At 49.7% G+C, this 13,912-nt stretch carries 12 protein-coding genes and 2 pseudogenes; 6 read left to right on the top strand and 8 right to left on the bottom strand.

Going from position 1 to position 13,912, the window contains the following annotated elements; all coding sequences use genetic code 11:
• Positions 1–109: 109 nt before the first annotated feature.
• Positions 110–1,345: a multidrug efflux MFS transporter MdtG gene (gene mdtG, locus AC6HVW_RS10840; protein ID WP_021804734.1), complete on the top strand. Its 1,236-nt coding sequence runs from the start codon at positions 110–112 to the stop codon at positions 1,343–1,345.
• Between the two features lie 476 nt (positions 1,346–1,821).
• Positions 1,822–3,375 (top strand): peptide MFS transporter, encoded by a 1,554-nt coding sequence (locus AC6HVW_RS10835; protein WP_024486558.1) that lies wholly within the window; start codon positions 1,822–1,824, stop codon positions 3,373–3,375.
• Positions 3,376–3,422: 47 nt separating this feature from the next.
• Here AC6HVW_RS10835 and AC6HVW_RS10830 read toward each other — a convergent pair whose 3' ends face one another.
• Positions 3,423–3,821: a VOC family protein gene (locus AC6HVW_RS10830; protein ID WP_071680519.1), complete on the bottom strand. Its 399-nt coding sequence runs from the start codon at positions 3,819–3,821 to the stop codon at positions 3,423–3,425.
• Between the two features lie 132 nt (positions 3,822–3,953).
• Here AC6HVW_RS10830 and AC6HVW_RS10825 point away from each other — a divergent pair, with 132 nt between their 5' ends.
• Complete coding sequence (locus AC6HVW_RS10825; RefSeq protein WP_071680520.1) at positions 3,954–4,754, top strand: AraC family transcriptional regulator; 801 nt, start codon at positions 3,954–3,956, stop codon at positions 4,752–4,754.
• Here the strand turns inward: AC6HVW_RS10825 and leuA are convergent.
• The gene (gene leuA, locus AC6HVW_RS10820; protein WP_497569424.1) at positions 4,726–6,393 is read right to left on the bottom strand and encodes a 2-isopropylmalate synthase; all 1,668 of its coding nucleotides are present in this window, start codon (positions 6,391–6,393) and stop codon (positions 4,726–4,728) included. The genes AC6HVW_RS10825 and leuA overlap by 29 nt on opposite strands.
• A 175-nt stretch (positions 6,394–6,568) precedes the next feature.
• On the opposite strand from leuA, the gene AC6HVW_RS10815 reads away from it, so the two are divergent.
• Both AC6HVW_RS10815 and AC6HVW_RS10810 read left to right on the top strand, forming a co-directional pair.
• A complete protein-coding gene (locus AC6HVW_RS10815; protein ID WP_021804739.1) occupies positions 6,569–6,946 on the top strand; it encodes a MysB family protein in 378 nt (125 codons plus the stop codon).
• 98 nt (positions 6,947–7,044) lie between these two features.
• Entirely contained in the window at positions 7,045–7,593 is a 549-nt protein-coding gene (locus tag AC6HVW_RS10810) for a GNAT family N-acetyltransferase (protein WP_166734769.1), read from the top strand.
• A gap of 106 nt (positions 7,594–7,699) precedes the next feature.
• Here AC6HVW_RS10810 and AC6HVW_RS10805 read toward each other — a convergent pair.
• A pseudogene (locus tag AC6HVW_RS10805) lies at positions 7,700–7,852 on the bottom strand (IS200/IS605 family transposase); the annotation flags it as partial.
• A 379-nt stretch (positions 7,853–8,231) separates the two neighbouring features.
• On the opposite strand from AC6HVW_RS10805, the gene AC6HVW_RS10800 reads away from it, so the two are divergent.
• Positions 8,232–9,407, top strand: a complete 1,176-nt coding sequence (locus AC6HVW_RS10800; protein ID WP_137751148.1) for an MFS transporter — start codon at positions 8,232–8,234, stop codon at positions 9,405–9,407.
• A gap of 38 nt (positions 9,408–9,445) precedes the next feature.
• Here the strand turns inward: AC6HVW_RS10800 and AC6HVW_RS10795 are convergent, their stop codons facing one another.
• The 5 genes and pseudogenes from AC6HVW_RS10795 to tnpA form a co-directional block, all read right to left on the bottom strand.
• A complete protein-coding gene (locus AC6HVW_RS10795; RefSeq protein WP_071680525.1) occupies positions 9,446–10,177 on the bottom strand; it encodes a 2OG-Fe(II) oxygenase in 732 nt (243 codons plus the stop codon).
• Positions 10,174–11,100, bottom strand: coding sequence for a hypothetical protein (locus tag AC6HVW_RS10790; RefSeq protein ID WP_137751147.1), 927 nt, complete (start codon positions 11,098–11,100; stop codon positions 10,174–10,176). Before AC6HVW_RS10790 ends, AC6HVW_RS10795 begins: the two co-directional genes overlap by 4 nt.
• A gap of 12 nt (positions 11,101–11,112) precedes the next feature.
• Positions 11,113–11,895, bottom strand: a complete 783-nt coding sequence (locus tag AC6HVW_RS10785) for an SAM-dependent methyltransferase (protein WP_071680527.1) — start codon at positions 11,893–11,895, stop codon at positions 11,113–11,115.
• A 53-nt stretch (positions 11,896–11,948) separates the two neighbouring features.
• Positions 11,949–12,182 carry a hypothetical protein gene (locus AC6HVW_RS10780; protein WP_071680528.1) on the bottom strand — a complete coding sequence of 78 codons (234 nt, stop codon included), beginning with the start codon at positions 12,180–12,182 and terminating at the stop codon, positions 11,949–11,951.
• Between the two features lie 1,247 nt (positions 12,183–13,429).
• Positions 13,430–13,826: pseudogene (gene tnpA / locus AC6HVW_RS10775) on the bottom strand (IS200/IS605 family transposase).
• Positions 13,827–13,912 lie beyond the last annotated feature (86 nt).

Below are 13,912 nucleotides of genomic sequence, written 5' to 3'. Positions count from 1 at the left end.
ATCACACAGCTGCTCAATTGATAACCTGCGTTATTAGGCGCATACTTACCAAGCTAACTTTTTTTGCCTTGCGCAATCGCCAGGCATCTCTTCTCCCGCACGGAAACCTATGGCCCCGGCAGCAGAACCTATCAATTGGCAACGTAACCTGTTCATTACCTGGCTGGGCTGCTTTCTGACCGGTGCGGCCTTTAGCCTGATCATGCCGTTCCTGCCGCTGTACGTTGAAGCTCTTGGCGTTACCGGCCATCAGTCGCTGAATATGTGGTCCGGATTGGTATTCAGCATCACCTTCCTGTTCTCCGCTATTGCCTCACCGTTCTGGGGCAGTCTGGCCGATCGCCGTGGGCGTAAGCTGATGTTGCTGCGTTCTGCGCTGGGAATGGGCATTGTGATGGTGCTGATGGGCATGGCGCAGAACATCTGGCAGTTTCTGGCACTGCGCGCTGTGCTGGGGCTGCTTGGCGGCTTTATTCCCAACGCCAATGCGCTGATTGCTACCCAGGTGCCGCGCCATCGCAGCGGCTGGGCGCTGGGCACTCTATCGACCGGCGGCGTCAGTGGCGCCCTGATTGGCCCATTGATTGGCGGTTTGCTGGCTGACCAATATGGCCTGCGCCCCGTGTTCTTCATCACTGCCACGGTACTGTTTATCTGCTTCCTGCTGACGCTGTTCTGCGTGCGGGAACAATTCACTCCGGTGCAGAAAAAAGACATGCTGCATGCGCGCCAGGTGTTTGCCTCGCTCAAAAGCCCCAAGCTGATCCTCAGCCTGTTTGTTACCACCATGATTATCCAGATCGCCACTGGCTCGATTGCCCCAATCCTCACGCTTTACGTGCGTGAACTAGCGGGCAACATCAGTAATCTGGCGTTTGTCAGCGGTTTGATCGCCTCGGTACCCGGCGTTGCCGCCTTGATGAGTGCGCCACGGCTGGGCAAACTGGGCGACAGGATCGGCCCAGAGCGGATCCTGGTGTTTATGCTGGTGATTTCCGTGCTGTTGCTGATCCCGATGGCCTTTGTCCAGACACCGTGGCAACTCGGCGTATTGCGCTTCCTGCTCGGCGCTGCCGATGGCGCACTGTTGCCTGCTGTGCAAACCTTACTCATCTACAACTGTACCAATCAGGTTGCCGGGCGAATATTCAGCTATAACCAATCTTTCCGGGATATCGGCAACGTTAGCGGCCCACTGCTCGGCGCTGCCGTTTCTGCCAGCTATGGATTCCGCGCGGTATTCTGCATGACAGCGCTGGTGGTGCTATTTAACGCGTTCTATTCCTGGTGGTGTCTGCAGCGGCGGCCAGCCAGAACGCGTGAAGACACGTTGCAAGAAGAGTAATAGCGCTATTTATCGCCAGTTGTTCTGATAAATATTACCCAAGCCCCGTTTCCCTTACTTTTATTATTGTTACCATCCCGCTTCACCCCTGCCCCAACCACTAAGAATAATATTATTAACACCTTGTTTTTAGACAAAAAAATCACAATCAGAGCAATAAACCACCTGTCAATGAAAATAACGCCATAGCCAACATAAAAACTAATAAAGTAGATGTTTGTCGACTTTTCGTCTAAAAAATGGGATACAGGTACTAGACAAAACCACCATTCAGTTATCAAATGGTTAAATAATATCACGCCAGAAGTAACATTCTGACCAAGTGAATAAAATAGCCTGCAGGGTTTTCAAGCTTAATAGGCCTGCGGCTGAGGTTTTGTCAGGTAATCCGCATCAGCGGGATTACCTCACTTACAGACACAGACATACCACAGTATCTGCTGCCAGCGCGCAGCACATTATATTGGGAATATTTTATGCAATCCTCTGTTAATCAGAAAGAAAGCCGGACGTTCCTCGGCCATCCATATCCTCTCGGCTCGCTGTTCTTCACTGAAATGTGGGAGCGCTTCTCATTTTATGGCATTCGTCCGTTACTGATCCTGTTTATGGCCGCCACGGTTTATGACGGCGGGATGGGTTTGGCGCGCGAAAACGCCTCGGCGATCGTCGGTATCTTTGCTGGCAGTATGTACCTGGCGGCACTGCCGGGTGGCTGGTTAGCCGATAACTGGCTCGGCCAGCAAAAAGCCGTTTGGTACGGTTCGATTCTGATCGCTTTGGGCCACCTGTCGATTGCCCTGTCCGCTATTATGGGCAACGACCTGTTCTTCGTCGGCCTGATGTTTATCGTGCTCGGTTCCGGCCTGTTCAAAACCTGTATCTCGGTGATGGTCGGTACCCTGTACAAGAAAGGCGATGCGCGCCGTGACGGTGGCTTCTCGCTGTTCTATATGGGCATCAACATGGGCTCCTTTATCGCCCCGCTGATTTCCGGCTGGCTGATCCGCTCACACGGTTGGCACTGGGGCTTCGGCATCGGTGGTATCGGGATGTTGGTGGCCTTGGTGATTTTCAGGGTGTTCGCCGTACCGGCCATGAAGCGCTATGACAGCGAAGTGGGCCTGGACTCAACCTGGAATAGCCCGGTTGCCAAGAAAAATGGCGTGGGTGCCTGGCTGATTGCGCTGGCCGTAGGCGTTGCCGCGATCGTGGTTATGATCTCACAAGGCATCATCGTGATTAACCCGGTCGCCGTTGCCAGTATGCTGGTTTACGTCATCGCCGCCTCGGTCACGCTGTACTTTATCTACCTGTTCTTCTTTGCCGGCCTGAGCCGCAAAGAACGTGCGCGTCTGCTGGTCTGTTTTATCCTGCTGATATCTGCCGCCTTCTTCTGGTCGGCCTTCGAACAGAAACCGACCTCGTTCAACCTGTTTGCTAACGATTACACCAACCGCATGATCGGCGACTTCGAGATCCCGGCGGTATGGTTCCAATCGATTAATGCACTGTTCATTATCCTGTTGGCGCCAATCTTCAGTTGGGCCTGGCCAGCTCTGGCCCGTAACAAAATCCGCCTGAGCAGCATCACCAAATTCGTGATTGGTATTCTGTTTGCCGCCGCAGGCTTTGGCCTGATGATGCTGGCCGCGCAACAAGTGTTGGGCAATGGCGGCGCTGGTGTGTCACCGATGTGGCTGGTGGGCAGTATCCTGATGCTGACGCTGGGTGAGCTTTGCCTGAGCCCGATTGGCCTGGCGACCATGACGCTTCTGGCACCGGATAGAATGCGTGGCCAGATGATGGGCCTGTGGTTCTGTGCCAGCGCGCTGGGCAACCTGGCCGCGGGCTTGATCGGTGGCCACGTGAAAGCGGATCAGTTGGACATGCTGCCAACCCTGTTCGCCCGCTGCTCTATTGCGCTGGTGATCTGTGCCGCCGTGCTTATCCTGCTGATCGTCCCGATCCGCCGCATGCTGGAAAATACCCAGGGCAAAAGCGGTGACAAACCGGTCACGCATGCCTGATAGACACTAAGTTATCAGCCTTTAGCCAGCGCAAAGCGCTGGCTTTTTTATGCCTGCCAGGCACGTGCTTGCAACACCACGCGATAACCATCCAAATCTTCAAACGTTTGCCCATGCACATCCCAATAAGGGTTGTAGGCCTGCACTCGTTCAAAACCACTGGCTAGCATCCGATCGCACCCTCTCTGCCAACTTGCAACCTCCGGCACATAAAATACCAACAGGTTGTCCTGTGTCGGTGCGCGCCCAACCAGTACACCACGGTGATGAGTGAACTCCAAATGATAGGCATGGTGCGGATGGCCAAGCATAATGCCATCGAACCCCTGGTGATCTGCAAACTGACCCAGTTGTTCAAACCCCAGGCCCTGGCAATACATGTTGGCAATCGCGGCCAAATGATCGGTGGGCCGGGCGATCCGTAATACCGCGTTGGCAAGATCCATATTTCCTCCCGTTGGCAAACAGCTAGCCTAAGCCGTTTCATGGCAAAACGGCGTACAGGAAATGCGCTTTGCGGTAGCGGCAAGACATGGCATGCTGCAACAGACACGTCATCAGGATCCAGAGGAGAAACAATGCTGTTTAACGTCGATTTTCTCCCAGAGAATCAGTCTATCGTGCCATTTTCAAAGGACTATCAGGATGGTGATAGCGAACCGGATCACTGCCACAACTGCGCCCAACTGATCCATGGCCTTAGCGGCGTGGTACAGGTGAATACGCGCGTAGGCAGTTGGGTGGTTCCGCCAGGTCGTGGCGTCTGGTTACCGGCCAAAGTAGAACATAACCTGCGTTTTAGCGGGAGCGTGGCGGCACGCACGCTGTTCGTCGATCCCCTGGCCCGTGCAGATTTGCCTGCTCAGTGCCAGGTTGTGCAGATTTCTCCCTTATTGCGTGAACTGATTATCAGCGCGATGGATATTCAGCCCGGTTATCGACCCGGCGGACGCGAAGAGCGTATTATGGAACTGATCCTCGATGAGTTGCGTATGTTACCGATCCTGCCCTTACACCTTCCCGAGCCACGCGATGGCGTCTTATTGGCCCTGTGCCAGCACATTCAGCAATCTTTGGCGCAGCCTTGGGAGTTGGAGTTGGCGGCGCAGCACATCAACGTCAGTGGCCGTACGCTTTCCCGTCGCTTCCAACGTGAGACTGGCCTGCGCTTTAGCGACTGGGTGCGTCGTGCCCGCCTGCTGGCGGCGCTCAACGCCCTGGCTGCCGGAAGATCGGTGCTGGAGGTGGCTTTGGATCTGGGCTATGACAGCCCCAGCGCGTTTAGCGCCATGTTCCGCCGCCTGCTTGGCGTTTCCCCCAGCACCTATTTTGCCCAGGCTCAGCCAGCGATCACGGCAAACAGCGGCCAGCCACGTTGAACAGAGCCTGGAGCGAGGCACTGGCCGAGTCGGCGTCAATCCCTACGCCGTAAATTGCCTCCCCCCTTGCTGGGGTACAACGGATATAGGTTACTGCCCGGCTATGGCTCTGATGTCCCAGGGTGTGTTCATGGTAATCGTCGATAGCCAGCACCAGGCCAAAGCGCTGGCATAACGCATCTACCGCGCTGGACAACAGCCCATTACCGCTGCCTTGCAACTGCATGGGTTCCCCCGCCAGAGCCACCTGCGCCGTGAAGCTGTAAGCCGCCCCACCCTGGCTTTGCGTTTGATAGCTGAGCAGCTGTAAGCGCGGCTGTTCCACCAATCCGTAGCTGTTGCGGAACAGCCGCCAGATTTCCGCCACCGTCATCTCCTTGCCGCTTTCATCCGTGGCCTGTTGCACCACTTTGCTGAAATCGATCTGCAAGCCACGTGGCAAGCGCAATCCATGATTCTGCTCCAGCAACCACGCGGCACCGCTTTTGCCAGACTGGCTGTTAACGCGGATCACCGCCTCATAGCTGCACCCCACGTCCGCCGGATCGAGCGGCAGATAAGGCACTTGCCATAACCCATCTTCACGCTGCTGTTGGGCGGCAAAGCCTTTCTTGATGGCGTCCTGGTGCGAGCCCGAGAACGCGGTAAACACCAACTCACCGGCATAAGGATGGCGCGGATGTACCGGTAACTGGTTGCACTGCTCCACCACTTCAACCACTTCCTTCAACCGGCTGAAGTCCAACCCTGGCGCGATGCCCTGGGTGTACAAATTGAGCGCTAACGTCACCAGATCGACATTGCCCGTGCGTTCGCCGTTGCCAAACAGGCAGCCTTCCACTCGGTCAGCCCCCGCCAGCATGGCCAACTCGGCGCAAGCGACACCGGTACCGCGATCGTTATGCGGATGCACGCTGATGGTCACCTGCTGCCGCTGGCTGAAGTGGCGACAGAACCATTCGATCTGGTCGGCATAAATGTTCGGGGTACTCATCTCCACGGTGGCCGGCAGATTGATGATCATGGGCCGCTGGCGTTCAGGTTGCCACACGTCCGCCACCGCCTCACAGATTTGCAGGGCAAACTCCAGCTCGGTAAAGCAGAAAGTCTCCGGCGAATACTCGAAGCACCAGTCAGTTTCCGGATGCCGATCGCACCATTGGCGGATACGGCGTGCGCCATTCACCGCCAGCGCCACGGTAGAGGCCTTGTCCTGCTTGAAAACGATATCGCGAAACATCGGTGCGGTGGCGTTATACAGATGCACGATGGCACGTGGAGCCCCTTGTAACGACTCCATCGTGCGATCGATCAGATCGTCGCGCGATGGAGTCAGCACCTGGATTGAGACGTCATCCGGGATCAGCTGTTGCTCGATCAAGTGACGCACAAAGTCAAAATCGGTTTGCGATGCGGAAGGAAAAGCCACCTCGATTTCCTTAAACCCGCAGGCCAGTAACAGTTGGTAGAACTGTAGCTTGCGAGCGTTATCCATCGGCTCGGCCAACGCCTGATTGCCATCACGCAGATCGCTGGAACACCAGCGCGGTGCCTGCTGCTGGGTACGCCCCGGCCACTGACGATCGGGTAAATCGATGGCCGGGAACGGCCGGTACTTGCTTGCTGGGTTGGCTAACATCCTGATTCTCCTACAGACCAAAGGGTGTAGCCATTATTTCCTGCCCGTAGCCAGGCGTCTCCCGGCTGATGGACAATCATCGTCGCAAAACGGACAACAAAAAATTTGCATCCTGCGACGATGCGACAACAATTAATGCTGATGTTCCCCAAGATGATTGAAAAAGGAGATGAGCATGAGCCTGTATGCCACGCTGGAAGAAGCGATCGAAGCCGCTCGCGAAGAGTTTATCGAAACGGCGGAAGGTGGCGATGATGATGAGCCGCCGGTACCCCAACAGTTTAACCTGCAGAAATACATCATGCTGGATGGCGATACGATGTGGCAGGCCGAGTTTTTCGAAGAGGAAGGTGAGTCTGTCGAATGCATGACGATGCGCAGCGGTGCTGCCGCCCAGGCCATTTTTGACGGTGACTACGACGAGATTGAGATCCGCGCCGAGTGGATCAACGAAAATACGCTGCATGAGTGGGAGGAAGGGGATTTTCAGCTCGATCCTCCGCTGGATACTGAAGAAGGCCAGAGCGCTGCCGACGAATGGGATGAACGTTGAGCCAGTTGGGTGGGCGCCTGGTCGCCCACCCTCGCCTTGACGCCCCTGGCTACGCATTACATGCTACTACATTCTCCCCCTTGACACAGGCAGGTATCATGCTCATCAGGCAAGCGGTTCCCAGTGATTATCCCGCAATTCTGGCGCTACAGGCGCAAAATACTCCAGAGCAACTTAGCCCCCAGCAGCGACAACAGGGCTTTATCGTCTCGCAAATGAACGAAAAGCAGCTGGCAAGTATCAATAACGGCTTGGGTATTTTGATCGCTATCGAAGAAGAACAGTTGGCTGGTTTTGTCTGCCTGATGGCAACCAACGCCCAACCCCGACCGCCCGTAGTGGATGCCATGCTGCACACGTTGGCCACACAGCGGTTTCAAAACCAGGCATTGGATCAACAACGGGTATTTCTGTACGGCCCGGTATGCCTGAGTGCCGATTGGCGGGGAAAAGGCGTGCTACGCCAGTTGTTTACAGCGGTGAAAGCGCGAACTCAGCAGGATTTTGACGTTGGCGCGCTGTTTGTTAATGAGGATAACCCGCACTCGCTGGCCGCCCATGTCGCTGGCCTGGGAATGACGGCGTTGACCACTTTCGATTGCAATAACCAAAGCTATCAGCTGGTGGTCTTCGCTACTAATGGATAATAAATATCCTCCGGCATTGCCGGAGGTTTTTCATATGCGCCTCTAAGGCTCTCTTGCCAGCCGCGCCCTAACAGGCGCATCGCGATCTGACATTTGCATCTATGGATTACTTACGGCCCGTAAACGGGCTACCTGGATACGGGATCAACAACTGCTCATCCATCTTATCCTCTTCCAATTGGTGCTTTATGTATTCTTGTATTCTGGCAGTATTTTTACCAACCGTATTAACATAATACCCCCGGCACCAAAACTCCCTAGTAGGCACCCTAACCAGTACGCGGACATGAACGGCAAATTACATCTATAAGAGACTTTCCGACTTCAACAGAGGTCGGAAAGAACGATCCCGTTGTGGCAGAGAACGGAAAGTGTAATCTCGACACCGTGAAAGCGGAACGCATCTACTCGATCACCAAGTAGCTTGAGATCCACTCTGAGTCGTGCCCACGACAAGAATTGAAATCATAGATGGTTCAAACAAGGAACCCCAGACTGGAAAAGAGTGAAAAATTATCTATACTCGATAGAGTAAAATCATCTCAACAACCAAACCGACATAAGGAACGAGGCGATGTAATTGACATCACAGGGAGGGGAACAATTCAATTCATCGTCTTAATGGTCTTGAGGTGACTATGTTTTTGATATTATTACGATCATTGACTAATTATAGTTGGTTGAGAATACTCGTATTGGCACTGATTTGTAGTTCCGTAGGTTCTGGATTGACTTTTATCATGGTTTTTGGCGAGTTGGCCAGATTGAACGCAGAACCGTCTTCCTTTGCCTTGGCATTTATTCTGTCCACATCCCCCGGTTTTTTGGGAAGTATTGCAGGAAAGTATCTGCTTGCACGTATTGAAGCAAAGTATTGCTTCATGATCGCTGAATGCATCGGCGTACTGGGTTTGATTATTCCCTGGTACGGGTTAACTCATGGTTCTGTTACCATCCTGCAACTTTCTGGTGTTGCCTCATCGGTATCAGCAGGGATCACCATTCCTGCCATTAATCATTATACCAAAGCTAAACTTGCGCCAGAAGATATTGGTGCTGGTGCAGTTATCGACACGTTGGTATTTGCTTGCCAGGTTTTATTTGGTATTGGTATTGGCACATTCCTTTATGGTACCGTTCAGAGTAACACCTACTTGTTAGCTAATCTGCTCAGCTACATTATCGCCATCATATTTATACTCTCACTGCCAACGCTGGTGAGTCATGTCGAACAGAATGTATACGCTCAAGGATTGCCTAAAAGCTTGTCACCGAAACAACGTGCCAGCCTCTATTTATTGCCGGCACTGGCAATAACCGGAGCGCCAGCAATGTCGCTCCTGCCGACATTGGTCAACAATGAAAGTGAGCATAATAAAACACTTCTTTTCCTATTATTCGCACGCAGTCTTGGACAGCTTCTTGGGCCATTTCTGGTCAAGGAAGAACGTTACAAAAATCAGTCTCCATTATTTATCATTGCGTGTATGACGGCATTTGTTGTGTTTTATTTATTCGTTCCTCTGACACCATTCCTGAGTATCTCATTAATACTTGTTTTTTCTGCTCATGTTTTTTCAAATATCATCTATAGCCTTGGCTGGTATAGTTTATTGACGAACTTTGACACCGCACAGGTCGCAGCAGCCTCTGCCAATAGCTACAGAAAGCAGATTATTGTCGGTGCAGTGATCAGCATGATGGCAGGTATACTGGCTGACAGAGTAGGCAGCACTTTGGCACTTGTTATTTGTTCAATTACAGGGTTAGTACTCTCTACTTTACTCATTTTGTATGTAAAACGTCAGTCTTAATTTCCTAAAAGAGCCGGCATTGATTGCCGGCCTTGGCTTCAGCACTTATGAAAAAAACCGGCAACGGAACAACGCATATTATCCCCGGCACTGACATCAACCTTCTTGATGCAATGGGAATAGTTTGGCTTTATGATCACAAGGCGATTGGGTTTAGGGTAAATAAAGGTTCCGACGCCAGATTCATTAATACTTCGCTCACGGATAGTCCAACCAAACTCCGGTCCAACAGCCCCTCCTGTTATACCTGACATGCGTAGAACTTCTTCAGATGCATTGTAGGTTTGTTCAGACAAACCCGCACTGGAATCAACCGGCGTGTTGATGACACAAAGCTCCCCTCCCCAATTAGGCCGCCATTCAGGATGCGCATAAAATATGTATGCACCTTTATATTGTGCATCATCCTCATGCCAGCCCAGTCCGCTACCTGCGGGATACAGGAACGTTGTGAGTGAAAACGCATTCCAGTCTTCCCCTAGGAAATTACGTATTTGTGAGATTATAATGTTGATCTTTTTACTTAAAATATCAATACCTGCAGTAATGACATTGTCATCCACCATGGTTTTTTCTGTCAGCAATGAGTAAAAATAGCTAACACTCACCAACGGTTCGCCGTCGGTCATCCTCCATGATTTTGACCATCCCTGAGAATGGACGAGATAATAACTCTCAAATTGCATATATAGCTGTAGGGCAAAGAGTTCATCTCTGCTCAAAAAATCATCAAAAATTAGATAACCTTCCCCTTCAACGGTATTACTCATAATGGTTTCTCCGAATTGAAATGTTTATCCGTCTCACTTTCTGATTTCCATTCTTCGATGAGTGATTTCCATGGAGGTAAGAAGGCGTCTTTAACGCTATATAAACGTGCGGCTAGATTAACTCGCATCATTATTGCAGAGTCTAATGCCTCATTTATCCATGTTGTTCCTTCAGGCCGATACTCGTCTGAAAGATATTGTGCTACTTTACGACGATACTTAACAATTTCCCCGTAAACATAACAAGCATTGAAAGCCTGGGTATAACTAAAAGTTCGATCTTGCCGTTGAGGAAAATCGATAATCGACTCCCCAATAGTTCCCAGACAATATTGATCACCATGAAATGCGTTGAAAGTATGTACTTGATGATGTAGTGCTTCGTGATAAAGATTTTCGACGAACCCAATGAATCCATATTCTCTTGGAAGCCGATGGTACGGAGGAACAAAAAAGAGTGTAGCATCAGAGATGAAGGTAACATGTGGCAGTTCGTAAAATGAAGCACTTCCATTATTGCTGTTTTCATTCTTAGGGATCAACCATACTAAGGTTGAAATAAAATCGGCGATGAATACCATTTCATTTTCATATAACGAAGAAAATTTGCTCATGCCTTCATTGAGGAATGCCAATCGATTATCACATACTGGTATGCTGCCGACATCAGAAATCCCCATCCGCAATGCCATTGCCTCTCCTGCTTCCGCATTTGCCCAGTGAAATGACCAATTTCCTAAGCTAATCTTTGAGACGTGTTGTCGGGATAATGTAAAACTACATGTATCGCGCATGGCCTGATCGCGGACTTGTGCACAAACAGGAGGCCACTTTTCTTTGATATCGTTGTGAAAGGTCGATTCCTCGCAGCATGCGTAGTAATCATTGAGCATATCGGTTCCACTATAGGAAAGTATTGACATTTCCCCCTCCCGCTAATAAGCATTGATTTCTTTCAAAAATTCAAAGTTTACCCGCTCTTTGCTAGGTAAAGAACTTGGGATAAAAAGCGTATGGCGGTAGGTAACTTTTGAAAGTAATGTCTCGATATCAGAAAGCTCACCTTGTAACTTATCCGCACATTGTCCATTTTTAGTTGAGGCGCTCAACAAGAAAAGCGGAGTATTAGCGGGATAATGCTTTAGTAGCTTCGACTTCAAATACTTGACTTTATTTGAGGCCTGAGGTGATGAGTAATCCGTATTGGCATTCCCAATAGAGCATACATGGTAAATAAAATAATTGACACAGGGATCCATTGCATAATCATAGATAATCAACCGATTAACATCGAGTATACTGCCTCCTTCTTCCAGCGGATCAATACCAATATCATTGATCATCGCGTCGAAACTTGAAATACCAGGATAACAATGAAAAGTAAAAGTCCCATCCTGAGATAATTTCTGTAGTAATTGAACGATCGTCACGCCGATTCTGGGGTGGCCTGGGACGATAAGGGCGACATGTTTACACTCAGTAAGCACATTTTTGATATGCTGAATAATTCTGGTGTAATTATTAATATCAACTCCACCATCTTCATATAAATATGAGAGGTCCTCATGGAGTATTTCATGCTGGGAAAGATATTCTTTTAGACCCGCAATGTCTCCGATCCAGAGAACCCGATCCACACTCTGAATGACGGAAAAACCTTCGGTGGTAATTTGATTGACACCTAACATGCCACTGCCGATGACAGAGATTATGTTCATTAAAATTCCTTTTAAAAATGCCTCAATACGAGATTGAGGCATGGAATATTTAACTAGAAACCACCGATGACCTTAGCCAGGTTCATAGGGGCAGCCGCCTGCAACCGTGGATGCAAGGCCTTGGTGGAATCAAAATCACCAATCACCTTAGCCAGGTTCATGGGTGCGGCCGCTTGCAAGCGCGGGTGTAGTGACTTTGTCGAGTCAAATCCGCCAATGACCTTAGCGAGATTCATCGGTGCTACAGCTTGCAAACGTGGGTGCATTTTTACGTTAACTTTTTCCATGAATATAACCTTATTTTCTAATGAGTTAATGAAATTTGTTTTTCAAATCCAACTTTTCAGAATTACTGGTATTTCATTCATTAAAAGTGACTTACTAGCGTCTATGCATCAGTAACCTTGCAAATACTACGGCATAGACAAGATACAGTTATAGTGTATTTTTTGATCAAATCAATAACAATTCATAAACTTTTTTGACGTAAAAAGTTACGGGTAAGGTCTGGAACTCGGTCGCATAAAGGCGTTGCTGGACACGCCATTTATACATCTATCTAGCTGATATAATTGCTAAATATTTTTTATTGTTATATCGAATTTGGCATTAGAATTTTGGGGATATGAGGGCTAGTGCTACGTGTTCATTTTTTGATACTGCTCACAAATTTATAAACTAGCATGCTTATTAAAATGGAATGGGAAATAGCCAAAAAGGAAACCAATACCCTGCAAACAAAGTTGCTTGAACAGGCACGTCAGGAACAGAGATTGTGGCCTCGAAGATGTGAGTAGAGGTTTCCGCTTTTGACAGAGAACGGAAAGGGGGATTCACCACATCGTGAGGAAGGATCTCACCTGGCCGTCTCCCCCAGCCAACCAACCGAGATCTGCCGTTTACGTCCATTTCCGAGAAATACAGAGAGCGGAAAGGACGATCGTGGAACCAAGAAAGCAGATCGCACCAACGGTTGCCCGCACAGAAAACAGGCGTCGCCATTGCAAACGGAGTAATATGACACGAAAGAGGATGAGCCTAGAAACAGAGGGTTCGTGTTCACCAGGCCAACTGAGAATTGCGGAGCGTGATGATGATAAAGGACAAGCACACCCTAACTCCCAAATACCTGCTGATCAATTATGCACTTGCTATGTTGCTTTATGCCATTCTATTAGGGGGAGCCATCTATGAAAAATGATCTTGGGGAATACGGGGGATTATTATGTCATTGCACTGCCCCTCAGCTTACTCTTATTTCCCTTCTCTCGTTTCTGTGTTGAAAAAATTACCTTGATGTTTATTCTGGACTACCGGTTTTTTCCAGGAAACTGTCGGTAAAAACGGTCTGTGGGCGATCTTTTACATATTCTTTTTTGCCGTTGCCATTCCATTAGGGGGGGCCTATCTGATTTACCAAGTCTTTAATAAATATCCTCCGGCATTGCCGGAGGTTTTTCATATGCGCCTCTAAGGCTCTCTTGCCAGCCATGCCCTAACAGGCGCATCGCGATCTGACATTTGCATCTATGGATTACTTACGGCCCGTAAACGGGCTAACTGGATACAGGATCAACAACTGCTCATCCATCTTATCCTCTTCCAATTGGTGCTTTATGTATTCTTGTATTCTGGCTGTATTTTTACCAACCGTATCAACATAATACCCTCAGCACCAAAACTCCCTGTTACGGTATTTGAACTTCATGCTCATAAAGCATCAGGCTACTCTTTCCCTTCAGGTATCCCATAAAACCCGACACACTCATCTTCGGTGGGATTTCCAGAAGCATATGGATGTGATCCACACAGCATTCTGCTTCTAGAATATTCACACTTTTCCATTCGCACAGCTTTCTTAAGATGCTGCCAATCGCTTTACGTTTTTCCACGTAGAGCACCTGTCTTCGGTACTTCGGCGCAAAAACTATGTGATATTTTCAGTTCCATCGCGTGTGAGCTAAGCTCTTTTCGTCCCTCATAGGGACCCCCTTTTGGTTTCTTGTTGAACGTTTGC

The organism is Serratia sp. NCCP-200 (assembly GCF_059697885.1).
The sequence above is the reverse complement of the archived record's forward strand: the minus strand, read 5'-3'. Positions and strand labels throughout refer to the sequence as shown.